This is a genomic window from Anoxybacillus sp. CHMUD, from assembly GCF_013096965.1.
GTDB lineage: Bacteria > Bacillota > Bacilli > Bacillales > Anoxybacillaceae > Anoxybacillus > Anoxybacillus kestanbolensis_A.
In genome coordinates this window covers 16,889-39,091 of sequence record NZ_SDLG01000026.1, presented here as the reverse complement: position 1 = coordinate 39,091, position 22,203 = coordinate 16,889, and the positions used below count along the sequence as shown (strand labels likewise).

General features: G+C 40.7%; 24 protein-coding genes. 10 read left to right on the top strand and 14 right to left on the bottom strand.

Features of this window, described 5'->3' with window-relative positions; translation table 11 throughout:
• Nucleotides 1-256 precede the first annotated feature (256 nt).
• The 4 genes from ETB99_RS13450 to hxlR form a co-directional block, all read right to left on the bottom strand.
• Entirely contained in the window at nt 257-928 is a 672-nt protein-coding gene (locus ETB99_RS13450; RefSeq protein ID WP_021095845.1) for a hypothetical protein, read from the bottom strand.
• A gap of 5 nt (nt 929-933) precedes the next feature.
• The gene (locus tag ETB99_RS13445) at nt 934-1,620 is read right to left on the bottom strand and encodes a GNAT family N-acetyltransferase (protein WP_171700818.1); all 687 of its coding nucleotides are present in this window, start codon (nt 1,618-1,620) and stop codon (nt 934-936) included.
• Nucleotides 1,621-1,653: 33 nt separating this feature from the next.
• Nucleotides 1,654-2,511, bottom strand: a complete 858-nt coding sequence (locus ETB99_RS13440; RefSeq protein WP_171700817.1) for a carbon-nitrogen hydrolase family protein — start codon at nt 2,509-2,511, stop codon at nt 1,654-1,656.
• Between the two features lie 364 nt (nt 2,512-2,875).
• Nucleotides 2,876-3,241, bottom strand: a complete 366-nt coding sequence (gene hxlR / locus ETB99_RS13435) for a transcriptional activator HxlR (RefSeq protein ID WP_020961358.1) — start codon at nt 3,239-3,241, stop codon at nt 2,876-2,878.
• A gap of 147 nt (nt 3,242-3,388) precedes the next feature.
• Between hxlR and ETB99_RS13430 the strand changes: the two genes are divergently transcribed.
• From ETB99_RS13430 to ETB99_RS13415, 4 genes are all read left to right on the top strand, one after another.
• Nucleotides 3,389-3,571 carry a hypothetical protein gene (locus ETB99_RS13430; protein ID WP_235045462.1) on the top strand — a complete coding sequence of 61 codons (183 nt, stop codon included), beginning with the start codon at nt 3,389-3,391 and terminating at the stop codon, nt 3,569-3,571.
• Nucleotides 3,572-3,799: 228 nt separating this feature from the next.
• The gene (gene zwf, locus ETB99_RS13425; protein ID WP_171700821.1) at nt 3,800-5,257 is read left to right on the top strand and encodes a glucose-6-phosphate dehydrogenase; all 1,458 of its coding nucleotides are present in this window, start codon (nt 3,800-3,802) and stop codon (nt 5,255-5,257) included.
• A 140-nt stretch (nt 5,258-5,397) separates the two neighbouring features.
• Complete coding sequence (gnd, locus tag ETB99_RS13420) at nt 5,398-6,300, top strand: phosphogluconate dehydrogenase (NAD(+)-dependent, decarboxylating) (RefSeq protein WP_171700816.1); 903 nt, start codon at nt 5,398-5,400, stop codon at nt 6,298-6,300.
• A 263-nt stretch (nt 6,301-6,563) separates the two neighbouring features.
• On the top strand, nt 6,564-7,307 hold the full coding sequence (locus tag ETB99_RS13415; protein ID WP_253263645.1) for a PmeII family type II restriction endonuclease: 744 nt from the start codon (nt 6,564-6,566) through the stop codon (nt 7,305-7,307).
• 23 nt (nt 7,308-7,330) lie between these two features.
• Here ETB99_RS13415 and ETB99_RS13410 read toward each other — a convergent pair whose 3' ends face one another.
• The gene (locus tag ETB99_RS13410) at nt 7,331-8,686 is read right to left on the bottom strand and encodes a DNA cytosine methyltransferase (protein WP_253263644.1); all 1,356 of its coding nucleotides are present in this window, start codon (nt 8,684-8,686) and stop codon (nt 7,331-7,333) included.
• Between the two features lie 275 nt (nt 8,687-8,961).
• On the opposite strand from ETB99_RS13410, the gene ETB99_RS13405 reads away from it, so the two are divergent.
• Both ETB99_RS13405 and ETB99_RS13400 read left to right on the top strand, forming a co-directional pair.
• Complete coding sequence (locus ETB99_RS13405) at nt 8,962-10,407, top strand: protein adenylyltransferase SelO (protein WP_171700814.1); 1,446 nt, start codon at nt 8,962-8,964, stop codon at nt 10,405-10,407.
• A 486-nt stretch (nt 10,408-10,893) separates the two neighbouring features.
• Entirely contained in the window at nt 10,894-11,595 is a 702-nt protein-coding gene (locus tag ETB99_RS13400) for a FixH family protein (protein ID WP_235045464.1), read from the top strand.
• Between the two features lie 641 nt (nt 11,596-12,236).
• On the opposite strand, the gene ETB99_RS13395 is transcribed toward ETB99_RS13400, so the two are convergent.
• The 5 genes from ETB99_RS13395 to ETB99_RS13375 all read right to left on the bottom strand — a co-directional run bounded on the left by ETB99_RS13395 (nt 12,237) and on the right by ETB99_RS13375 (nt 15,916).
• On the bottom strand, nt 12,237-12,425 hold the full coding sequence (locus ETB99_RS13395) for a YfhD family protein (RefSeq protein ID WP_021095855.1): 189 nt from the start codon (nt 12,423-12,425) through the stop codon (nt 12,237-12,239).
• Nucleotides 12,426-12,498: 73 nt separating this feature from the next.
• Nucleotides 12,499-12,627, bottom strand: coding sequence for a YfhE family protein (locus ETB99_RS13390; RefSeq protein ID WP_006322037.1), 129 nt, complete (start codon nt 12,625-12,627; stop codon nt 12,499-12,501).
• Between the two features lie 93 nt (nt 12,628-12,720).
• Complete coding sequence (locus ETB99_RS13385; protein WP_171700813.1) at nt 12,721-13,278, bottom strand: GNAT family N-acetyltransferase; 558 nt, start codon at nt 13,276-13,278, stop codon at nt 12,721-12,723.
• 232 nt (nt 13,279-13,510) lie between these two features.
• Nucleotides 13,511-14,638: an amidohydrolase gene (locus tag ETB99_RS13380; RefSeq protein WP_171700812.1), complete on the bottom strand. Its 1,128-nt coding sequence runs from the start codon at nt 14,636-14,638 to the stop codon at nt 13,511-13,513.
• Between the two features lie 369 nt (nt 14,639-15,007).
• Nucleotides 15,008-15,916: a TIGR01777 family oxidoreductase gene (locus tag ETB99_RS13375; protein ID WP_171700811.1), complete on the bottom strand. Its 909-nt coding sequence runs from the start codon at nt 15,914-15,916 to the stop codon at nt 15,008-15,010.
• A gap of 69 nt (nt 15,917-15,985) precedes the next feature.
• Here ETB99_RS13375 and recX point away from each other — a divergent pair, with 69 nt between their 5' ends.
• Nucleotides 15,986-16,786: a recombination regulator RecX gene (recX, locus tag ETB99_RS13370; protein ID WP_091704675.1), complete on the top strand. Its 801-nt coding sequence runs from the start codon at nt 15,986-15,988 to the stop codon at nt 16,784-16,786.
• A 6-nt stretch (nt 16,787-16,792) separates the two neighbouring features.
• On the opposite strand, the gene ETB99_RS13365 is transcribed toward recX, so the two are convergent.
• Nucleotides 16,793-17,461 (bottom strand): SDR family NAD(P)-dependent oxidoreductase, encoded by a 669-nt coding sequence (locus ETB99_RS13365; RefSeq protein WP_171700810.1) that lies wholly within the window; start codon nt 17,459-17,461, stop codon nt 16,793-16,795.
• 157 nt (nt 17,462-17,618) lie between these two features.
• Here ETB99_RS13365 and ETB99_RS13360 point away from each other — a divergent pair, with 157 nt between their 5' ends.
• Entirely contained in the window at nt 17,619-19,265 is a 1,647-nt protein-coding gene (locus tag ETB99_RS13360; RefSeq protein WP_171700809.1) for an L-lactate permease, read from the top strand.
• Between the two features lie 44 nt (nt 19,266-19,309).
• The gene (locus tag ETB99_RS13355; RefSeq protein WP_006322045.1) at nt 19,310-19,639 is read left to right on the top strand and encodes a YfhH family protein; all 330 of its coding nucleotides are present in this window, start codon (nt 19,310-19,312) and stop codon (nt 19,637-19,639) included.
• A 23-nt stretch (nt 19,640-19,662) separates the two neighbouring features.
• On the opposite strand, the gene ETB99_RS13350 is transcribed toward ETB99_RS13355, so the two are convergent.
• From ETB99_RS13350 to ETB99_RS13340, 3 genes are all read right to left on the bottom strand, one after another.
• On the bottom strand, nt 19,663-19,827 hold the full coding sequence (locus tag ETB99_RS13350) for a YpzG family protein (protein WP_171700808.1): 165 nt from the start codon (nt 19,825-19,827) through the stop codon (nt 19,663-19,665).
• A 1-nt stretch (nt 19,828) separates the two neighbouring features.
• Nucleotides 19,829-19,996, bottom strand: coding sequence for a small, acid-soluble spore protein K (locus ETB99_RS13345; protein WP_006322049.1), 168 nt, complete (start codon nt 19,994-19,996; stop codon nt 19,829-19,831).
• Nucleotides 19,997-20,077: 81 nt separating this feature from the next.
• The gene (locus ETB99_RS13340) at nt 20,078-21,055 is read right to left on the bottom strand and encodes a metal-dependent hydrolase (RefSeq protein ID WP_035020563.1); all 978 of its coding nucleotides are present in this window, start codon (nt 21,053-21,055) and stop codon (nt 20,078-20,080) included.
• Between the two features lie 55 nt (nt 21,056-21,110).
• Between ETB99_RS13340 and mutY the strand changes: the two genes are divergently transcribed.
• Entirely contained in the window at nt 21,111-22,199 is a 1,089-nt protein-coding gene (mutY, locus tag ETB99_RS13335; RefSeq protein ID WP_077429396.1) for an A/G-specific adenine glycosylase, read from the top strand.
• Nucleotides 22,200-22,203 lie beyond the last annotated feature (4 nt).

Genomic DNA, 22,203 nt, shown 5'->3' with positions numbered 1-22,203 from the left:
ATTCATGTATAGTCCTCCTTGGTATCCAAATTAGGGGTCAATTCATCCGATTGACACCCCCGAATCATACCAAGAGGGCTTTTTTTATTCAAGTCCCCGAAAAAACTTCTAACAGGAATGCTCCTTTACTACTATGATATATTTTATAGAAAGAATTTTAACAAACAAAGTGTACTGTCACTATTTGAATTGATAAAGGATTTTTTAGTTTTTTGAATTTGGACTTTTAAAATTAAATGAATACGACGTTAGTACATTAAATGCTTAAAAGAGGTACCGTATTTTTCGTTTCAAGATTTTCAACCATTTCATACCAAGCCTTTGGCTTGTTTGATAAGACAGAATAATATCGTTTCAAAAACTTCACAACAAGCTCCGCTGGAAGTTCATTTACGTTATCATCCATCGGAAGGAAACAAAGGTCGAGTCCAGTTACAGCCTCTCCATCGTTGTTCCAAGACGGATGAACATAAGGGAAATCAAGACGCTTATAACCAAGATGAGACAATACTTCACGGCGGACATATGGATCCATCGGCTTAATTCCGCCAAATTCATAATGTTCTACGCGATAAGGATCATAAATTTCCGCAAACATGCCAAATAACTGTTTTCCGCTTGCTGCGGCCCAAGCGTTCAAATCCTCTAATCTTTTTTGTGCTAAAAATCGCCCGATACCAAGTCCTGCTTGGCCAATGATCGTGAAGTCTGTCATTGCGACATTTAAATCTTCATAATAGCGGTACTCTGTCGCACCTACGACATTCCCTTCATGAACAGCAACACACACACGAATTCCCGGATCCTCTAGAGGCTCTTTCCAAAGATCGAATGCTAATACTTCTTCAGGAGGAAATACCTCTTGCATCAATTCGTGCATTTTTTTAAACAAAGGGTCTTCAATACTCGTAATTCTCCGATATTCCATGTTCATCATTCTCCTTGTTCAGATTTTGTTGTATAAAAAGGATTTTTCCATTCCATCAGCGCCGCGTAGTTACAAGATTCTTCATCCTCTAAATAGTTAGCCACCACTTTAACAGGGGTACGGCCGCAGCGAAGCAGGAAGGTAATGACCGGGTCTTTTAATTCACCTTTTACGACCGCTTCGAGGTATTGTTCTGCCGTCATCTCATGAGCTTTTTTATGATAGCCAGGCATTCTCCCTCCGCCTAACAACCGTTCTAATCCCAATTGAACGACGACTTCATACATGGATAACATTAGCCATTTTCCTAATCCTAATTTGCGATAAGCAGGGCGCACGCCAATATCAACAACATAGAGCGTATTGCCATTTGGATTATGGTTGCGAATATATCCATTATCGGTAATTTCTTCCCATGTATGCTCCGGATGATTCGGATCAAAGTCAACAATCAATCCTGTCATCGATCCAGCAATTTCGCCATCGACCTCTACACATAAGGCTCCTTCTGGAAAGAGAGTAACATGGTTTTTCAGCTGTTCCGTGTTCCACCATAATTCAGATGGGAATGGCGGTGGGAAACTTTCTTGCTGGATGCGGATTAAGCCGGGAAAGTCCTTTTCTTCATAATTTCGAATGACCGCAGGAACAGGCCGATCTTGGTCAAAGACGTAAAATTCTTTTCGATACATTTTTCTCCCTCCTTTAAGAGCGCTAGTCTTACCTTATTTCCAGTCCGGATAGAGATCGGTGCGACGATCGCGCCATGTAGTGACGGAACCGCTTTCGCGAACTTGATATAACAGTTCTAAATCGAGATCAGCGGTTACAATCATATCATGATTGATTTCCCCTTCGACTAAGATGCCGCGCGGAGGAAATGGAATATCGTTTGGTGTAATCACCGCGGCTTGCCCAAAATTCGCCCGCATAAAGTCAACCGTCGGAAGGGAACCTACTGTACCCGTCGTGACAACATAGACTTGATTTTCGATGGCTCTTGCATGGCTTGTGTAACGAACACGATGGAATCCGTGACGATCATCCGTGCAAGAAGGACAGAAAATAACATCAGCGCCTTTCGCTTTAGCCATGCGAACAATTTCTGGAAACTCAATGTCATAGCACGTCAACATGGCAATCGTTCCTTTTTCAGTCTCAAACACTTGTAGACCATCACCAGGAGACATGTTCCATTCCTTTACTTCCGTCGGAGTAATATGGAGCTTTGCCTGTTCGGCAACTCTTCCATCTGGATAGAACAAATGAGCCACATTGTATAATCGGTCACCTTTACGGATGACATGTGTTCCTCCAATAATATGCATCTTTGTTTTCTTGGCTAAATCTATAAATAAAGATCGATATTGTTCAGTAAAATCAGGAAGCTCTTGAATCGTCAAAGGCTGTCCTTGTTCATTGCCAATGGACATGAGCTGAGTAGTAAAAAATTCTGGGAATAAAACAAAATCTGCATCAAATTCTTGAGCTGTTTTAATATAATGATCCACTTGATTAGCAAATTCTTCAAAAGAATTTATCGTATGGAGATGGTATTGAACGGCTGAAACTCTTAGTTTCATAAGCCTCCTCCTTTCTTGTCATCAGTCTTAAAAAATTTTACCCCATTCATGTTATTAATATCCATGATATTTGATATTATTAGGCACATCATTCGCTTTAGCAAGTACACACTTTCATGTAACATAGTGTAAAAAAGTATACTAAAAAGGAATATAAAGAATTAAGTGAGGAGAGTCATCAATGTATATACGTAAAAAATGGGCAGCAGACCATTTATAAAGATGCTGCCCGTTTTTTGATGACTATATGCCTCTATAAGATTTAGTGCTCCAATAAACACACATTCTTTCTGCAAACATAACGATATTGAAATAAAGGAGGATGAGAAGGCCGTTTTCGAGCTTTTAAAGGAGAGAGCGTTTTTTATTTGGCGGACTCATTGATTTTTACTTGGCCCTTCACGACCGTCTCCATATAATTTTTACCCCACTCATACATAGCATCGAGAATTGGCATTAGACTTTTTCCATGTTCAGTCAGTGAATATTCTACTTTTGGAGGAACAACTGGATAGACTTTGCGTTCAACAATAAGGTCTGCTTCCAGTTCTCGCAGCTGGTTAACAAGCATTCGTTGGGTGATCCCCGGCATGAGAGCCTTTAGCTCGCCGAACCGCTTCGTCCCACCTTTTCCTAGATGCCATAAAATAAGCATTTTCCATTTACCGCCAATAACAGCAAGTGTCAATTCTTTTTCACAGTTATACATTTTGCCACAAACATGTCCCATTTATTCCACCTCCATCTCTATTATAAACCAATAGTATACTTTTTATCACTACATGATAATAAAGTGCGTACTTCTAAAATAGGATTATACGGATTATACTAGCTTCTGTAAAACAAAACGTAAGCATAGGAGGGGACAACATGAATCGTGATCCAAATATGCTCCAAGAATATGGGGTATCCGGGGAGTTGTTCCAATGCACACGTGGATGAAATGGCAGCCAATGCCGGGCAAGATCCATACACAAGCACGAATCCGCGTGAAACATCTGTAGAAGAAATGAAAAAATTATATATCGCCGCGTTTTATGGCCTAAATGTGAACTTCTAATCAATAGAAGAAAAGACAAATATCACTACATTTTTTTACGAGAGATAAAAAGATCGGATTTAATTGAAATTCTGATCTTTTTATCTTGCGTAGATAATGTTTGTACTCAAGAGCGCGATCGGAAAAGATGAAGGGCGTAAAAAGAGTCCAAAATGATAAATTTTGTATTTTCGATAGTGGTTATCTACTTTTTTAGTACAAGAAGAAAAGATGGAGGTGAAATCAAAAGTGGATTCTATGACCTTTGTCTTGTTTGGAGCAACAGGGGATTTAGCGAAAAGAAAAATTTTTCCTGCATTATATCATTTATTTCTCGATCAAAAAATGCCACATTCGTTTTCCATTATTGGTTTAGGTAGAAGAGAATGGTCGGATGATGACTTTCAAACACATGTGGCACATTCATTAAAAACATTTTCTACACGTTTCATCAATGACCGTTCCAAAATGGAAGAATTTCTCCGTGCATTTCGTTATACTTCTTTAGATGTAACGGATATGGAAGGGTATAAAAAGATATTGGAAATCGTTCAGCAACGTGAAAAAGAGTTGAATATTCCTGAAAACCGCATGTTTTATTTATCTGTTGCGCCAGAGTTTTTTGATGTAATTACGTCGAACATTAAGGAAAGTGGATTGGGCTCCACAAAAGGTTGGAAACGTCTGATTATCGAAAAGCCGTTTGGGCACGATTTGAGATCCGCTCAAGATTTAAATAAAAAGTTAAGTCAAGCTTTTGAAGAAGATGAAATTTATCGGGTAGACCATTACCTCGGAAAGCCAATGGTACAAAACCTTGAAGCTTTAAAATTTGCCAACCCTTTGTTTCAATCATTATGGAACAATCAGTATATAGCGAATGTACAAATTACGGCTAGTGAAACGGTTGGGGTAGAAGAGAGAGCGGGTTATTATGACCGCGCAGGGGCGATTCGCGATATGTTTCAAAATCATATGCTGCAATTGTTGATGATGACAGCCATGCACTTGCCGAAACGGATCAGCGCAAAAGACATCCGTGACGAAAAAAGAAAAATCATCGAATCTCTTCGCCCATTACAAAAAGAAGAAGTAGGTTTACATGTCGTTCGCGGCCAATATGGTCCTGGAGAAATCTTTGGTAAACCAGTTGTTGGATATAAAGAAGAGCCTGGAATTGCTGCTTCTTCAACAACAGATACATTTGTTGCGGCTCGCTTGTGGATTGATGATGAGTTTTGGAGTGGGGTGCCATTTTATCTCCGTACAGGGAAAAGAATGAAGGAAAAATCTACTCGTATTGTGATTGAGTTTAAAAATCCATTAAAGGAATGGTACTTGCCAAAAAATGAGGAAACGGTTCCTAATCTTTTAGTGATTGAAATCAGTCCGAATGAGGGTGTTACGTTGCAATTAAATAGTAAAAATATATTAAACAATGGAAAAATCGAGCCTATTCATATGCATTTTTCAACTAATGAGAAAAATGTACCTGAAGCCTATGAAGTGTTAATTTTTGATGCTTTGCGAGGCGATTCGACTTTCTTTGCTCATTGGAAAGAAGTTGAACTCTCTTGGAAGTGGGTACAGCCTGTTTTAGAGGCATTTGAGGGAAATCTCCTTCCCCTTCATTCGTATCGTTCAGGTTCAATGGGGCCAGAGGCTTCTCATCGGTTACTGGAAGAGGACGGATTCAATTGGTGGTAGTTACGAATGATCTTGTCGAACTTCATTCTCATCATTAGAAAATATCATTTCTAAATGGAACTATAGATTAGCTGTGCATATATACGTATAAAATGTGAATAATGTCGAAAGGTTAAATCAGTTCGAGGAGGGCAATGAACATGAAAGTCGGGTTAATCGGTTTAGGGAAAATGGGATTAAACTTAGGTAAAAATCTCATTGACCATAAACATGAAGTAGTGGCGTTCGATGTAAATGCAAATGCGGTTGAAGAAATAAAAAAATACGGCGCTAAAGGTGTATCAAGCTTAGAGGAACTCGTTTTATCATTAGAAAATCCAAGAATTGTTTGGCTCATGGTTCCGCACAATGTTGTTGATTCGGTTATTCGTGAAATTACTCCATTTTTAAACAAAGGAGACATCGTGATTGATGGCGGCAATTCTCACTATAAGGAATCGATTCATCGTTATAATGAGCTAAAAGAAGCTGGGATTCGTTTTATGGATGCCGGGACTTCTGGCGGGGTGGAAGGTGCCCGGAACGGAGCATGCTACATGGTTGGAGGAGATCCTGAAGCTTGGAGCGTTGTCGAGCCTCTTTTCCGGGATACGGCTGTAGAAAATGGGTATTTATATGCAGGAAAAGCAGGCAGCGGCCACTTTTTAAAAATGGTTCACAATGGGATTGAATACGGGATGATGGCTGCCATTGGTGAAGGATTTGAAATATTAGAGAAAAGCGAATTCGATTATGACTATGAAAAAGTAGCAAGAGTATGGAATAACGGTTCGGTTATTCGTTCATGGCTTATGGAATTAACAGAACGCGCCTTTTCTAAAGATGCAAAATTAGAGGAAATCAAAGGAATTATGCATTCTTCCGGTGAAGGAAAATGGACAGTCGAAACGGCTTTAGATTTACAAACAGCCACTCCTGTCATCGCTATGTCCTTATTGATGCGTTATCGTTCATTAGAAACAGATACATTTACAGGTAAAGTAGTAGCAGCTTTACGCAACGAATTTGGCGGACATGCTGTAGAAAAAAATGAGAAAAAATAAATTTAGGTATTTGAAGCATCTCCATTGGCGAACAGTGCCAGGCACTGTTCGCCATTGTAATCCATCCAGCCTTGCGCGCGACATCGACACCCTCGCAAAGCACTATCACATCGAATACATTCAACCGTTCGACCTTTTCCACATACAGCGCATGTCGAGAGTGTTGCGAAGTTAAAACTCAAATAAATTGATGCTACTTTAACACATTTTGGAGGATAGAAATGTTAATATAAAAGTAGAGGGTGTTTGTAGGAGGGATGGAAATGTCGGGAGAAACGTCACATGTAAATGTATTGAGTGAAGAAGAATCGAATGAAATGATTGAAAGAGCGAAAGAATTTTTTAGGAAAGAAATCGCTTCTAGCCATATACGTAATACAAAAAAGTTGAAGAAATTAAAGGAGTTCCATTTGAACCCGTTTTTAGACAAGTATAAAGCGAGATTTTTAACAGGGAATGATGATCCTGTTAGCATGGCAAAGGCGTTGGTGTATCCAAGGGTATTGGGGACATCTATTAACACAACGTTTGGGAATAAACTCCAAAAATTTTGTAGTGAAGTACTGGGGAGCTTTGCTTCTACTACAGCAGGGATAGACATTGAATTTATTGATAAAGTAGATGGAAGAAGAAAATATTGTCAAGTAAAAGCAGGACCCAACACCATTAATAAAGACGATGTAGAAACGATAAAGAATCATTTTGCAGGTGTTAAAAGGCTTGCGAGGACGAATAATCTTCATATTGGCTTCACTGATTTAGTCGTTGGTGTTCTTTATGGTACACCTGATCAGTTAAGCGGTCATTATCAAAAAATTAATCAAGAATATCCTGTCATTGTTGGACAAGAGTTTTGGTACAAAATTACGGGGATTGAAAACTTTTATCAAAGATTAACAGATGCGATAGGGGAAGTTGCAACAGAATTTGACTCTTCAAAGCTAATCGAAGAGATTATTGAACAGCTCGCAAAAGAGATCGAGGAAACGTTTAACGCCGATAGCTAGAAATATAAAGCAAAGGGGAATGCCTAGGCATTCCCCTTTTTGTTAATTTCGTTCAAAACTTTTACGATAGATAAACCTACAGCTTTAGCCATATGAACGGGAACAGCGTTACCAATCTGTTTATAAGCATTGTTCATCGAGCAATCAAATACCCAATCGTCAGGGAAACTTTGTATTCTTGCATATTCTCTGACAGTAAAAGGCCTTGTTTCTTCTGGATGGCATCTTTCCGTTTGTTTTTGGGCAGGAGAACATGTTAATGTTAGGCATGGTTCGTCCCATGACAATCTTCGCGCCATCCCGGTTCTTCCGCCACCTGAGTAGTAACTTTTTCCCATGTACTGTTTGGCGATTTCTTCTGGGAGATCTCTCCAGTAACCGCCAGGGGGAACAAGTTCAAGAACTTTTCTCTTTTCTTCAGGGTATTTAGCGCCCTCGGATGGAGGAACATCTTGCAAGACATCCCTTAATGTCAGCGTATATCCATACGGTTTAGGAAAACGATAAGAAACGCTATATTTTTCAACTAAATCTTTTCTTATCCCTATAATGAATATTCGTTCTCTTTTTTGTGCTACATCATAGTCTAAAGCATTCAATACTTTCCATTGAACGTTGTAGCCTATTTCTTCAAAAACGGAGAGCATGGTTGCTAATGTTTTTCCGTTGTCGTGGTTGACAAGTCCCTTTACATTTTCGGCTAAAAACATTTTTGGTTGCAGTTCTTGCAGAATTTTTGCGTAATAGTAAAATAGCGTTCCTCTTGCATCATTTAGCCCTAGTTTTTTCCCTGCATAGCTAAAAGCCTGGCAAGGATACCCTCCAGATAATAGATCGATATCGTTTGGACAGTTATTGATAAAGTTTTTTATTCCATGCTCAGCCACTTCAATAACATCTTTTTCGATTACGTTCCAATGAGGTCGATTTTTTCTTAATGTTTTGCAGGCATATTTATCAATTTCTACCAACCCTAAGGAGTGAAAGCCCGCCATTTCAAGCCCAAGCGCTAACCCTCCGGCACCTGCAAATAATTCAACAGCTGTATATTGTTTAGCTGCAACGATATCTCTCACTTCTACACTATGAGAGCCTTCGTAGTGAAAAACATTAACGGTATTTTCTGTTTCAACATCAGCTTTTGTATCTATATCTCCTAAATCAAGCTCCAGTTGCTCGGAATAAATGATATCTTCAATTTCTACTCCAAGTGTATGGCAAAGTTTTAAGGCATTTGACTTGATAGGATTGAAATTAGGGGAAAGGAGCATAGATAATTGATTTTTACTAATTCCCATCTTTTCCGCAAGTTCTTTTTGTGTAGAAATTCCTGATTTCGTCATATACTTCCTAACTTTTTCTTTACTAATGCTATACAAATTTATACCCCCATAAAAGTTAAAATATTTTTTTAACTGTTATGTGGTTATTATATATAATTAGAAGGTGACCGTCAATTAGCCAACGGTGCCAGGCACTGTTCGCTTGATATTCTTTTTTCTTCGCTTGTTGTATCGTGTTTCATCTTCAATTTTTCACTATCGAATTAAACGAACAAAATTGACGTCATGCATTCCCAAACAGCACGATGAAAGAAAATAGGATATACTAATACATACAACCATCATTCGAATATTTCATGCGGGGAGGAAATATGTTGAACGCCAACTGGAACTTTGATAATAGCTATGCTCGTTTACCTGAGCGATTTTTTACGAGGATGCGTCCAACGCCTGTTCGTGATCCGAAGCTTGTTGTGCTCAATCGTTCGCTTGCGGAGGAGCTTGGATTAAATAGAGAGGCTTTGGCGAGTGAAGAAGGAGTGGCGGTGTTTGCGGGAAATCGTGTGCCGGACGGGGCGGAGCCTTTGGCTCAGGCGTATGCCGGACATCAGTTTGGATATTTTAATATGCTTGGCGATGGGCGTGCCATTTTGCTTGGGGAGCATGTGACGCCAAGTGGAGAGCGAGTTGATATTCAGCTAAAAGGTTCAGGGCGGACACCGTATTCGCGTGGTGGGGATGGTCGAGCGGCGCTTGGACCGATGCTTCGGGAGTATATCATTAGCGAGGCGATGGACGCGCTTCGGATTCCGACGACGAGAAGTTTAGCGGTCGTGACGACAGGAGAAGTGGTGATACGAGAGACGGAACTTCCGGGAGCGATTTTGACGCGCGTGGCTGCGAGTCATTTGCGTGTCGGGACGTTTCAATATGCGGCGCGTTTTTTATCTAAAGAGGAATTGCAAGCGTTAGCCGACTATGCGATCAAGCGACATTATCCGAACGGGGAACATGCGTCCAACCGCTATGTTTTTTTACTTGAAGAAGTGATGAAAAAGCAGGCGGCACTTGTGGCGAAATGGCAATTGGTCGGGTTTATTCATGGGGTGATGAACACCGATAATATGACGATTAGCGGAGAGACGATTGATTACGGACCGTGTGCGTTTATGGACGTATACGATCTGAAGACGGTGTTTAGTTCGATTGATACTCAAGGGCGGTATGCGTACGGAAATCAGCCATATATCGCTGGATGGAACATCGCCCGTTTTGCAGAAAGTGTACTACCGCTTTTACATGACGAAGAGGAAAAAGCAATCGAGATTGCGCAAAAAGTCATTGAACAATTTCCAGCATTGTATGAAACGTATTGGTTACAAGGAATGCGCGCGAAGCTCGGGCTTTGGACGGAAGAGGCGAAAGATAAAAAGCTGATTGGAGAGCTTCTTCATTTGATGTACACGCATCGCCTCGATTATACGAATACGTTTCGGGCGTTGACATTAGAGGAATGGCATTTTTGCGAACAAGAACTTCGCGACTGGTATACACGTTGGCAACAAAGAATCGCCCGTCAAGGCGTAACAAAAGATGAAGTGTATGAACGAATGCGGCAAAACAACCCGGCGATCATTCCGCGCAACTATCGGGTCGAAGAAGCGCTGACGGCGGCGGTTGAACGCGGGGATTATACGGTCATGGAGCAGTTGCTTCATGCGTTGCAACATCCGTATGCATACACGAAAGAACAAGAACAATATGCTATACCTCCTGAGCCGTCTGACCGACCGTATCGGACGTTTTGTGGGACGTAAATAAGGGGAACGGTGCTTTGTAATAAATACTAAGAATGGAGAGAAATAAAGTCAACTACCCCCACTTAGCTAACGCTTGAAGCGAGGGCTTGCAACTCCCCAGAAGTGCGAGCGGACTTTGTCCTCCTTCTTTGGCTTGGGGTTGCATCAAGGGGCAGGTTGACAACTGCCCAACGATGCAGGTCATGCCTACATCGTTACCGATTCTCTCAGTTTGTCTGTTGGCAGTACTTGGTTTCCACACACAACAGACGGACATACGCTCGATGTTTTACGGTTACAACGTTTCCTGTAACCAACTCCATACATCGAGTAGCAGTTATTGGAGTGCCTTTATTTAACGGTTTTCTCCACGCCTTTATTATCTCATACACAAAAGAAAGGGGGAACGCGCATTCCTCTCCCACTTACTCTCTTTGGTCGTTGAAGTGGGAGTCTCCTGCGCGAAATAGGATGAAAAAACTAGCATGGGTAGTCCTTTTGATTATGTTTACTGTTTATGGATGTACGTCACAAGGTAATACGCAACAACAAGAAAAAGAACAGCTTGCACAACTAGAAGTCGTTTTTCAAACAACGCCCCAAACCATTTATGTTGATGAACCAGCCACACTTCAAGTGACAGTTACAGATGGGAAGAAGCCGATTGAACAGGCGAGTGATGTCCAGTTTGAAATAAGACGAAAAGGAGAAGAGCACGACGAGATGATTCCAGCTCGTCATCAAGGAAACGGTGTGTACGTCGCTGAAAAAACATTTGGGGCGGATGGTGTATATGTAGTGACGTACCATGTGACAGCGAATCATTTGCACCGTATGGAAAAAAATGAAGTTCGTGTTGAGCAAAAACAAGGAGCGACAACGAAAACACCAACGCAATCTAATGATGCACATACACACCATCATGTACATATGACACTTTCACCAAAAGAAGCAAAACAAAATGAACGAACGATGTTTCAAGTACAAATGCTATCGGATGGAAAACCTTTAACAGATGCACAAGTAACAATGGAGTATTGGAGAGGAGGAGACAAGAAGCATACATATGTCACAATGAATGAAAAGGGAAACGGGATGTATGTTTCGGAAGTTTTATTCGCATTTTCGGGAACGTATCAGTTTCGTGTGCACGTAATTAAGGAAGAGCTTCATGATCATCAAGTGTTTTCCGTTGAAGTAAAATAAGAAGGCGCCGAGTGACGCCTTCTTTTAATCTACTTTTAACACGACGCGACCGTTAATTTGTCCTTTTAACATGCGGTCGAACACGTCGTTAATGTTTTCAAGCGGTTGTACTTCGACATTTAAGACGTACTATATAAATACAACTGGAAGGTTTGACTTATGGCTGACGAAAAATACTGATTACTCCATAAAAGACGAAAACGTTAAAGTTCCAAATTGCATCTATATAGCACTTCACCGTATGAAATCGTTGGTTTTTCTACTTCTTTAATTTTTAATGGTTCTTTAAATTGTTCCACAACTGCAGCTTTCATGATTATAATCCTCCTTCTAGGCAAAAAGGGACTTTTTGGTCTGTACATATGTAATGTAGCATGCATTTAACTTGTGAAAAATATCGCAAATAAAACGTTCAAAAAAAAGAAAAATATTTTTGGATAAAAAGTTAAAAATTTGGTTTGGGCGTTGACATCATATAAAGTTTCTGTTTTAGTCATATAGTGAAGAAATCATGTCCGCAGCTACATCGTTAGCTGAAATGGCCGAGAAATTAAGAAGTGAAGTGGCGAAGTTTAGAGTGTAGTATGAGTTATGAGGTTAGGAAAGAAGGTGTTCCGACATTCGGACACCTTCTTCGTCTCTTAAGATTTACTCTTTTTACTTTGACGAATGCCAGCTGCTTCGGCGCGTGCTTGCGCCTCTAAATCTTCATGATCAGCAAATTCGGCAGAAAACTCGACATCATAACCGTCTGATTTCATTGTTTTCGGCACTTGTGGCATCGTTGACTTGTTTTTGTCTCTAGCTTTTTGACCGCGTGAACGTCCCATGTGAATTGCCTCCTCGTTATTTTTTCGCTAGTAGCATGTGACAAATAGCGAAAAAGATGAATAGAAAATGTTGTTAATGGCGAGCATGTTTATCGGTAAATCCACCTGCTTGGTCCGCACGTTTAAAATCGCGAGCATACGTCACTTCTTGTGCGCTCGAGAGCGTACTTTTTGTTTTTTCACGTTTCTTTTTGTCAGCCATATGTATCCCTCACTTTAATTAAATATTACGTTAACATTATGAACAGAAAAATAAAAAATTATCCAAATAAAAAACCTGTTCGTGCAGAACAGGTTACGCTTCTTTTAATTGTTGTTCATCGTCAAGTTTTTGTTGGCGCATCGCATATAACGTATAGTTATCCTTTGAAATTTCATATAAGTTATATATGTCTTCACCTTGATTCATTGCTTCCCATAATGGCTTTCTCGTTTCATTAGCAAGGGTGACGTAAGGGAGTTTTTCAGCAGCTTTTGTCGAGCGGACATTAACTTTGCGAATGCGCATGAAGATCGTGTTGATGGAACGTTCATAAAACAGTTCGTTAAAGAAGGCATCTTTAGCAAGTTGGTTATATCCTTTGCCGTGATACGGTTTTCCAAGCCATGTGCCTAAAAAGCCAGCGCCATCTTCAATGTCAAATAAATTAATCGTTCCAATCGGATTGCCCCACTCATCTAAAATGGTGCGTGAGATTAGTTCCCCGCGTTCTTCCGCTTCAATTGTTTGCTTTGTGATGAACAAAAATTCTTCATATGAATATGCTTTATGGCGCACGAAAGGGAAGACGTCTGGGTGCACCATAAGCTCGTATAACGCTTGACAATCTTGCAGTTCGCGTTTTTTTAACATCGAATCTCCCTCCATTCACGAGGGCAGTCGACCGTAGGGAACGAGCCACCCTCGAAATTTTTTAATTTATGCAAATCAAAAAATTTCGGGGTGGGAATCGAACCCACTAGAACCAGCACATTGCTGGTGGCGCACCATTTGCCTTCCCTTACTATCGCATACATATATAGTTTTTTGTATATAACCTTTTATATCATACTTGAAATGATGTGAAAAATAAATAGTTTTTTTATTAATTTTTCTTGTATATTATTTCCCCGTTTATCATGGTGAATATAGGAGTTGCGAGATAGTGAAACGGATGGTAATTCCAAACGACAATGTCAGCATCTTTTCCGGTTTCAAGACTTCCGACACGATCGTCCACTCCTAAATTACGTGCCGGCAAAATGGTAATGCCTTCGAGCGCTTTTTGTTCATCGAGCCCTTCGCGAACAGCAATCGCAGCGCAAATAGGTAAGTATTGAATAGGTGTGTATGGATGATCTGTTGTGATAGAGACGTGAACGCCTACGTCGGATAAAATTTTATATGTTTTCCAACTTTTGTTTTTCAATTCTACTTTCGATCGACGTGTTAGTGTTGGTCCGACCGAAACTTGTAAATCTCGTCCTTGTAGTTCTTCAGCAATGAGATGCCCTTCGGTACAATGTTCGATGCGTAAGTCAAGCCCGAATTCATCTGCAAAACGGATGGCGGATAAAATGTCATCGGCGCGATGGGCGTGAACACGGATCGGAATGTCACGATTTAACGCTTGAATAATGGGGATGGTGCGAAAATCGTGCGGCCAATCGCTATACCTCGCGTTGTAAAACGTTTCGCGAAGCATTCCCATAATGCCCATGCGCGTGAGCGATTCTTTATTCCCTTGACTATGCATGCGTTTCGGATTTTCACCGAGGGCAATTTTTAAACCGGCTGGTTGTTTGATGATCATGTTTGCGGCGTTTTTTCCATGCGTTTTAATGACTGCCGTCGTTCCACCGATGACATTTGCGCTTCCGGGCATAATATGAACCGTTGTAATCCCATGTTCGATTGCATCGCGAAAACCGGGATCGAGTGGATATACGCTATCAATGGCACGTACATGTGGGGTCATCGTTTCAATCGTTTCGTTTGCGTCGTTGCCCGCCCATCCCGTTCCTTCGTCATATAAACCAAGGTGTGTATGAACGTCGATAAAACCTGGAAAGACGTATTTTCCTGAGACATCGATTACTTCGGTTTGCTCATCAGCGAGAAGATTATAGCCGATTTCTGCAATTTTTCCGTTTTCAATACGTACATCCGCTCCTTTCATGGGAGGAGATGTAATTGGATATACTGTACCATATTTTAATAGTTTACTTCGCATGTCAATCCGTTACAGAAAACTTACAAGACTTTAAAAAAGTCTATGTTTCCTTCCTTGTTCATCGCGCCCGATTTTGCCGAAGCTACTCTCGTTTCTTTGGCGCTCCGAGGTCAAGTTTCTTGATGTTTTCCGTTTTTCTGTAACGGTATTCACCTCCCTCTGTTTCAACTTTATTCTTTTCATACTTCCGCAATAGTCCTCGCCTTTTGCTTATGATTGGGCAGAAGCATGACTTTGTACGTGCGAATCATCTTCTCCCAGCCCCTTTTTGACTTTTTTCACATAAAATGATCATCAGATTTTTATAAATATTTATACATTTATCATGAACAGTCAAAAGCCCCTTTATGTTTTCTTATAGTGTATTCGTCACGATTGTAGTATGTTCACTAATGCTCGATCAACAGTTGGAAAGGAAAAATGATATCCTGCTTGAAGTAATTTTTCTGGGATGACACGCTGTCCTTCTAACACAAGCATGCTCATTTCCCCTAGCAATATTTTAAGCACAAAGGACGGAACAGGGAGCCAATGTGGGCGATGTAGTACTTTTGCGATCGTTTTTCCGAACTGTTCCATCGTCACAGGATGTGGGGCAGTAACGTTGATTGAACCCGATATGTTTTCATGCCGAATGGCAAAGTCGATGGCGCTAATGACGTCATTTATATGCACCCACGACATCCATTGTTTCCCGCTTCCGATCGTTCCACCAATAAACCATTTGTAAGGAAGAACGATGCGTGGAAGTGCTCCACCATTTTTACCTAAAATAATGCCAAACCGCATAAATACCGTGCGCACGCCAAGTGATTCAATGCGTCGCCCAGCTTCTTCCCATCGTTTCACGGTTTGAGCTAAAAAGTCTATCCCGATTGTTTCGCGACGTTCGGTAAATGTGTCATTAAGCGATGTGCCGTAAATACCGATGGCACTCGCTTGAATAACCACTTGCGGTTTTTTACTCATTTTTGTAATGAGTTCATATATGGCATGTGTCGCTTGTAATCGACTTTCCATAATTGCGCGCTTTCTCGTTTCGTTCCATCGTCCACTATTAATTGATTCACCAGCTAAGTTTATGATTATATCAATGGAAGGAAGTTGTTCATGAGGATTTGCGTCATCTGTTAACCATTGTACATAATGAATATACGGATCGTTCTCCCGTTTTTGTGCATTTCGCGTTAATATATACATATGATGTCCGTTTTGTGTAAAATATGCTGTTAACGCCTTACCTACAAATCCTGTTCCTCCAGCAATCAAAATATTCATTATTTTTCCCTCCTTTCCTTTATTATGCGTTGTTTGAAGAAAAAAAGAAAGAAAAGGTGTGTTTTCAAGATGTGGATTGAAAAAATTGAAGTGGATCGAAAAAATGTAGAACGTTTTTACGTTCATTTTGTGAAAGAAGATGGAGAGAAACAAATCATGTCTGTTGATCAAGACGTATTGATTGAGTATCGCCTAAAAAAAGGAATGACGGTAACAGAAGAGCAATGGATGGAAATGATGAAAAAAGATGATGAAAAACAAGCGTATAAGATGGCGCTTCGTTTTTTAGCTTACCGTATGCGCTCGAAACAAGAAGTTGTTGACTATTTGAAAAAAAGGGACATAGATGTTCGGACGATTGAACAAGTGATTGCAAAGCTACAACAGGAACGATATATAGACGATGAGCAATTTGCACATGCGTACGTGCAAACGCAAGTAAATACGACAATGAAAGGACCTTATGTGATTTATAAAGAGCTAATGGATAAAGGGATAAGTGAAAATGTGATCGCACAAGCGATGGAACGCTATACAGAGGATATGCAACGAGACAAAGCGATCAAGTGGGTGGAAAAAATAAATAAGCAATCGAAAAAACGGTCGCATCAAGAACAAAGAGCATACATTGCACAACTGTTGCATATGAAAGGTTTTCCTTCACATATTGTTGAAATGGCAAAACAGCATGTGACTGCAGATGATGGAACGGAATGGGAAGCGCTCATATATTACGGGGAAAAAGCACATCGCCGTTACGAAAAATATGATCGTTACACGTACGAACAAAAAATGAAGCAGGCACTATACCGAAAAGGTTTTTCGCTTTCGTTAATTGAACAGTTTTTAGAAAAGAAAAAGGAGGACTAACTCCTCCTACTCCACGATGATTTCAGCTTGTCGCTTATACTCATTAATAATTTTTTCGGCTACTTGTTTTGGTGAACGAAGGCGAGAGCGGTCTTGAATATGGTCGGAGTCATCCCAAAACGGTGTAGCCATGCCTCCCATATATACAGCAGTGACGGCGACGTTTGTGTTGGCGAGCTCTTTCACAAGACTTTCGCTAAATCCGCGCACAGCAAATTTACTTGCGACATATACACTTTCGTTTACTTTACCGCGCAAACCGGCTGTTGAAATAATGTTTATGATATTAGCTTGAGGTAGCGTTTTAAAATACGGAAGAAATGCTTTCGTCATATATATCGTGCCTTTGACGTTAATGTCAATTATTTCGTGAATATGTTGCTCCGTCATTTGTTCAAGCGGACCGAAATGACCCACGCCTGCATTGTTAACTAGCGTCGTTACATAATATGTACGACAAAGCGTTTCGGCTGCTTCGTGCACTTGTTCATAATTTGTAATATCAAGTGGAAAAACGATCGCTTTTCTTCCATATGATTCGATTTGCTGTTGAACAGATTGTAACGGCTCCTTTCTTCTCCCGACTAAAATGATGTCGTACCCCCGTTGTGCATATAAAAGGGCGAGTTCTTTTCCGAGACCTGTACCAGCTCCTGTAATAACAATATATTCCATTATTTTCATCCTTTCGTGTATGATACATTCACAATAATTTGGAAAGCATATACATAAACAGGTGTCACGAAGTAGTCAAATGTTATTGTGAATATATGCACAAATATGTAGTATAATGTCTTATGTCATTATATTACAACAAAGAAAGGGGAACAATATGAGTTTTTTACAAGTCGTTACAGCTTCTACACCCGTATTGGCTGTCTTTCTGTTTCTCGTTTTGTTACGTCTTCCAGCGGCAAAAGCGATGCCGATTAGTTTTGTAATTACGGTCGTGTTATCGTTGTTTGTTTGGAAAATGCCCGGTATTCAAGTGGCAGCGGCAACGATTGAAGGTGTCATTGTAGCCATTTCAATTTTATGGATTATCTTCGGTGCCATTTTATTGTTAAATACGTTAACGAAAAGTGGGGCAATGGACGCGATTCGTAGCGGATTTTTAGGTATTACGCGTGACCGTCGCGTGCAAGTTATCATTATCGCATGGTTATTCGGTGCATTTATTGAAGGCGCAGCAGGATTTGGGACGCCTGCGGCGATTGGCGCCCCGCTTCTTGTTGCTTTAGGCTTTCCACCACTTGCAGCGGTTGTTGTTGCCCTTGTTGCAGATAGTAGCCCTGTGTCATTTGGTGCTGTCGGAACGCCAATTATTGTCGGAGTCGATCAAGGACTTCGTGAAGGAAACTCTGTTGCTGAACGAGTGCAACATGTCATCGGAACAGCGGATTTATCATCGTTTCTTCAAACGCTAGCAAAACAAGCAGTGTCGTTTGATATTATTATCGGTACGTTTATTCCACTTATTTTAGTGCTTATTTTAACGCGTTTTTTTGGTGAAAATCGTTCGTGGAAAGAAGGATTGGAAATTTGGAAATTTGCCTTATTTGCTGGGCTTAGTTTTACTGTTCCCGCATTTCTCGTTGCCTCTTTCCTTGGACCAGAATTTCCATCAATGATCGGAGGATTAATTGGTTTAGCGATCGTTGTGCCTGCGGCAAAAAAAGGATTTTTATTGCCGAAAGAGCCGTGGGATTTTAAGAAAACAGATGCGCACCAACATGTAACGAACGTGCAAAAAAGCGACATGCCGCTTTTGCTTGCGTGGATGCCGTATATTTTCGTTGCGATTATTTTAGTGTTGACACGTTTCCAAAACTTGCCGTTAAAAACGTGGCTTCGTTCAGTAAAAATACAATTTAACAACATTTTAGGAACGAACATTAGCACGTCGATTGAGCCATTATATTTGCCGGGAACGATTTTTCTTGTTGTCATTTTTATTACAATCTTTATGCATAAGATGAGACGAGAAGATGTTTTGGCGACGATGAAAGAATCGGCATATACACTCATCGGTAGTGCCATTGCGCTCGGTACAGCGGTGCCGATGGTTCGCATTTTCATTAATTCCGGTGTAAATGATGCTGGGCTTGCCAGCATGCCAATTGAGTTAGCGTCGATGGTCGCAGGGGCAGTTGGTGCCGCTTGGCCGCTAGTTGCTCCTTTAATTGGGGCGCTCGGTTCGTTCATTTCAGGAAGTGCGACGTTTAGTAATATGATGTTTTCTTTATTCCAATTTAGCGTTGCCGATCAAATTCAAGTGCCGCATCATATCGTCATCGCTGGGCAAATGTTAGGGGCAAATGCGGGGAATATGGTTTGTGTATTAAACGTTGTTGCTGCCGCTTCCGTCGTCGGTTTAGCTGGAAAAGAAGGGACAATTATTCGTATGACGCTCATTCCGATGCTTTATTACGTATTGATGACTGGAATATTTAGCCTTATTTTGATCTATGTATTTTAGGCTCACTTTATGATACGATGAACATGAAGTTGTCATAAAGTGGAGTGGGGAAAATGGATCAAAAAAGATATAGTGAAATGAGCGAAAGGGAATTAAAACAAGAGATCGCCATGTTAACGGAAAAAGCACGAAAAGCGGAACAAATGGGAATGGTGAACGAATACGCCGTATATGAGCGGAAAATTGCGATGGCGAAAGCATATTTATTAAACCCGAATGATTTCCAACCGGGAGAATTTTACGAAATTGAAGGAGATCCGCATTCGTTATTTAAACTTCAATATATGAATGGTGTGTTCGCATGGGGCTATCGTCTAAGTGATCCGAACACAGAAGTGGCGTTGCCTATTTCATTATTAAAGAAAAGAGGTTGACACGAGCGTCAACCTCTTTCTCATTAAATTTTCCGTTTGCTTACTTCAGAATGTAGAATCATTAAACTTTGCGATTGTTGTGTTTCACCGTTTACTTGCGCATGAGCGTGTTTCGGGTTCGCCCATGGTTGTGGGAAAGGATTGGAATAACGGTTATCATAAAATTTTTTACGCCAATGTTTACCCATTTTATTCCTCCTCGATGTCGCCACGTTGACTTGATGCGTGCATTCGTTCTTGAGGGTGCGTATTAATCGTGCCGTTTGCACGTTTTGATGCGTATTCCGCTTTTGCGCGTGGCTCGCCTTCTAATTTTTCGTTGTTTTGATTCGGAAATCCGCGTTCTTTATTGCTCAATGTTAGTCCCCCCAGACGTTCATTTCGTGCTTTCGAAGCACATATATAGTATTTGTCGACGAGGAGGCATTTACGCCTACTTTAGCTTGGAATAAGTTCTAGTTTTTTGCGTAATTTCTTTTCGCTAAAAATCCATCCCGTATAGGAACTAACAATATTTAAGTCACGGTCAAGTTGCACAACTGCAACGAACGGATAATAATCTTTACTTCGGTAACGCAAGTCGACGAAACGCACTTCATAATGATCGTCATATTCGTGAATTTCCCAACGATATACTGGTGAGAACGACAAAAAGGCGGCTAAATTTTCATCCTGTTTCGCTTTTTCAATGACCGGGATGTTTGGAACGGGACATTTTTCGAAAACGTCAAGCACATCAATCGCTCCGCTTTGTGCGCGCGCAACGTAAAAATGGGTCGAGGTCGTCACAGCTAAATGCCACTCATTCCATTTTATTGTCGGTACCGTAATAATTTGTTCGACATCCGAGAACATTTGTTTTAATTTTCGTTTGATCGCTTGTTGTTGACGGAAGCGAATGATATAGTAACCAATGAGCACGATATATACGGAAAGGAACGTATATCCCGCATGGTGTCCGCTCAGCCATAAGACGACGCCAGCTAAGTGAATGATAAAAATGAACGGGTCGAATGTATTGATGATACCGAGGGCGACCCATTTTTTTGAAAAAGGACGTAATGCTTGCGTGCCATACGAATTAAAAATGTCGACAAACACATGTAGACTAACGGCAATCCATGTCCAAAGCGCTACGTGAAAAAAGGACGTGTCATATACATAGAAAAGGGCGGCACTAATAAGCAACGTCCAAACAAACAAAGCTGGGATCGAATGTGTCATGCCACGATGATTACGAATATATTTTGCATTATTTTTTAATTTTAGAACAGTGTCGATATCAGGTGCTTGTGAGCCAGCGAGCGTGCCGATCAGTACGGCATGCGCAAGTGTCGGGTCGTTAGCAACTGCTGGATCGAATGTTGCTAATCCACCTAATGCAAAACCCATTAAAACGTGTGTACCTGTATCCAAATAAAAGGCCTCCTTTTTCCGATTGGACTTACTTTTAGTTTACCACTTTGGAGGAATGAACGTGAAAGAAAATGTACAACAAATATTGGAGCATTTTCATATTGAGCAGTTTCAACATGATTTAATTGATTGGTTTCGAACAGAGCAACGCGATTTACCTTGGCGGAAAAATAAAGATCCATACAAAATATGGGTATCGGAAGTGATGTTACAACAAACGCGTGTCGATACCGTCATCCCTTACTTTTATCAGTTTATTGAAAAATTTCCGACTTTAGACGCGTTAGCTGACGCTAAGGAGGAGGAAGTGCTTAAAGCGTGGGAAGGGCTTGGATATTACTCCCGTGTTCGCAATTTACATGCAGCAGTAAAAGAAGTCAAAGAAAAGTACGGTGGACGTGTGCCAGCGTCTAAGGAACAATTTTCTTCATTGAAAGGTGTCGGGCCGTACACAACGGGAGCGGTGTTAAGCATTGCTTACGGCATCCCTGAACCTGCAGTAGACGGGAATGTGATGCGAGTATTGTCGCGTATTTTTTATATTACAGACGACATTGCGAGAGCAAGTACGAGAAAAAAGTTCGAGCAAATTGTGTCTTGCATTATTTCACATGACGATCCATCTGATTTCAATCAAGCGTTAATGGAACTAGGGGCACTCGTTTGTACACCAAAAAATCCGAGCTGTTTTTTATGTCCTGTTCAGCGCCATTGTCGCGCGTTTGCGGAAGGGGTAGAGGCAGAGCTACCTGTAAAAACAAAAGGAAAAGCGCCGAAGCATGTGGCTTTTCGTGCCATTGTGCTTACGAACGAAGAGGGGAAAATACGAATTGAAAAGCGACCAAGTAGCGGATTGCTTGCTAACCTTTGGCAATTTCCAAACGATGAACATGCTCCAACACCGAATGAACAAGCATTTATAAAAGAAATAAGCGAACGATATCATGTCGTGCTTCGTTCAATACAACGAATCGGTACATTCGAACACGTATTTTCCCATATCGTGTGGCATATTGAAGCATATAAAGGAAACGCGCTTGAATTACAAATCGATGACGAAACGAATAAATGGGTCACAGTCGATGAACTAAACCAATATGCGTTCCCGGTCATATACCAAAAAATATGGCAAGCATACGAGTAAAGGC

Excerpts from the sequence above, each read along its gene's own strand:
- ETB99_RS13445 (WP_171700818.1), bottom strand. The coding sequence starts at position 1,620 with ATGTATCGAAAAGAATTTTACGTCTTTGACCAAGATCGGCCTGTTCCT.
- hxlR (WP_020961358.1), bottom strand. The coding sequence starts at position 3,241 with ATGGGACATGTTTGTGGCAAAATGTATAACTGTGAAAAAGAATTGACA.
- ETB99_RS13440 (WP_171700817.1), bottom strand. The coding sequence starts at position 2,511 with ATGAAACTAAGAGTTTCAGCCGTTCAATACCATCTCCATACGATAAAT.
- ETB99_RS13350 (WP_171700808.1), bottom strand. The coding sequence starts at position 19,827 with ATGGGTAAACATTGGCGTAAAAAATTTTATGATAACCGTTATTCCAAT.
- ETB99_RS13380 (WP_171700812.1), bottom strand. The coding sequence starts at position 14,638 with ATGCGAAGTAAACTATTAAAATATGGTACAGTATATCCAATTACATCT.
- ETB99_RS13450 (WP_021095845.1), bottom strand. The coding sequence starts at position 928 with ATGGAATATCGGAGAATTACGAGTATTGAAGACCCTTTGTTTAAAAAA.
- ETB99_RS13390 (WP_006322037.1), bottom strand. The coding sequence starts at position 12,627 with ATGGCTGACAAAAAGAAACGTGAAAAAACAAAAAGTACGCTCTCGAGC.
- ETB99_RS13360 (WP_171700809.1), top strand. The coding sequence starts at position 17,619 with ATGAGTTTTTTACAAGTCGTTACAGCTTCTACACCCGTATTGGCTGTC.
- ETB99_RS13385 (WP_171700813.1), bottom strand. The coding sequence starts at position 13,278 with ATGTTAAAAAAACGCGAACTGCAAGATTGTCAAGCGTTATACGAGCTT.
- ETB99_RS13375 (WP_171700811.1), bottom strand. The coding sequence starts at position 15,916 with ATGAATATTTTGATTGCTGGAGGAACAGGATTTGTAGGTAAGGCGTTA.
- mutY (WP_077429396.1), top strand. The coding sequence starts at position 21,111 with ATGAACGTGAAAGAAAATGTACAACAAATATTGGAGCATTTTCATATT.
- ETB99_RS13395 (WP_021095855.1), bottom strand. The coding sequence starts at position 12,425 with ATGGGACGTTCACGCGGTCAAAAAGCTAGAGACAAAAACAAGTCAACG.
- gnd (WP_171700816.1), top strand. The coding sequence starts at position 5,398 with ATGAAAGTCGGGTTAATCGGTTTAGGGAAAATGGGATTAAACTTAGGT.
- ETB99_RS13405 (WP_171700814.1), top strand. The coding sequence starts at position 8,962 with ATGTTGAACGCCAACTGGAACTTTGATAATAGCTATGCTCGTTTACCT.
- ETB99_RS13415 (WP_253263645.1), top strand. The coding sequence starts at position 6,564 with ATGTCGGGAGAAACGTCACATGTAAATGTATTGAGTGAAGAAGAATCG.
- recX (WP_091704675.1), top strand. The coding sequence starts at position 15,986 with ATGTGGATTGAAAAAATTGAAGTGGATCGAAAAAATGTAGAACGTTTT.
- ETB99_RS13400 (WP_235045464.1), top strand. The coding sequence starts at position 10,894 with ATGTTTACTGTTTATGGATGTACGTCACAAGGTAATACGCAACAACAA.
- ETB99_RS13365 (WP_171700810.1), bottom strand. The coding sequence starts at position 17,461 with ATGGAATATATTGTTATTACAGGAGCTGGTACAGGTCTCGGAAAAGAA.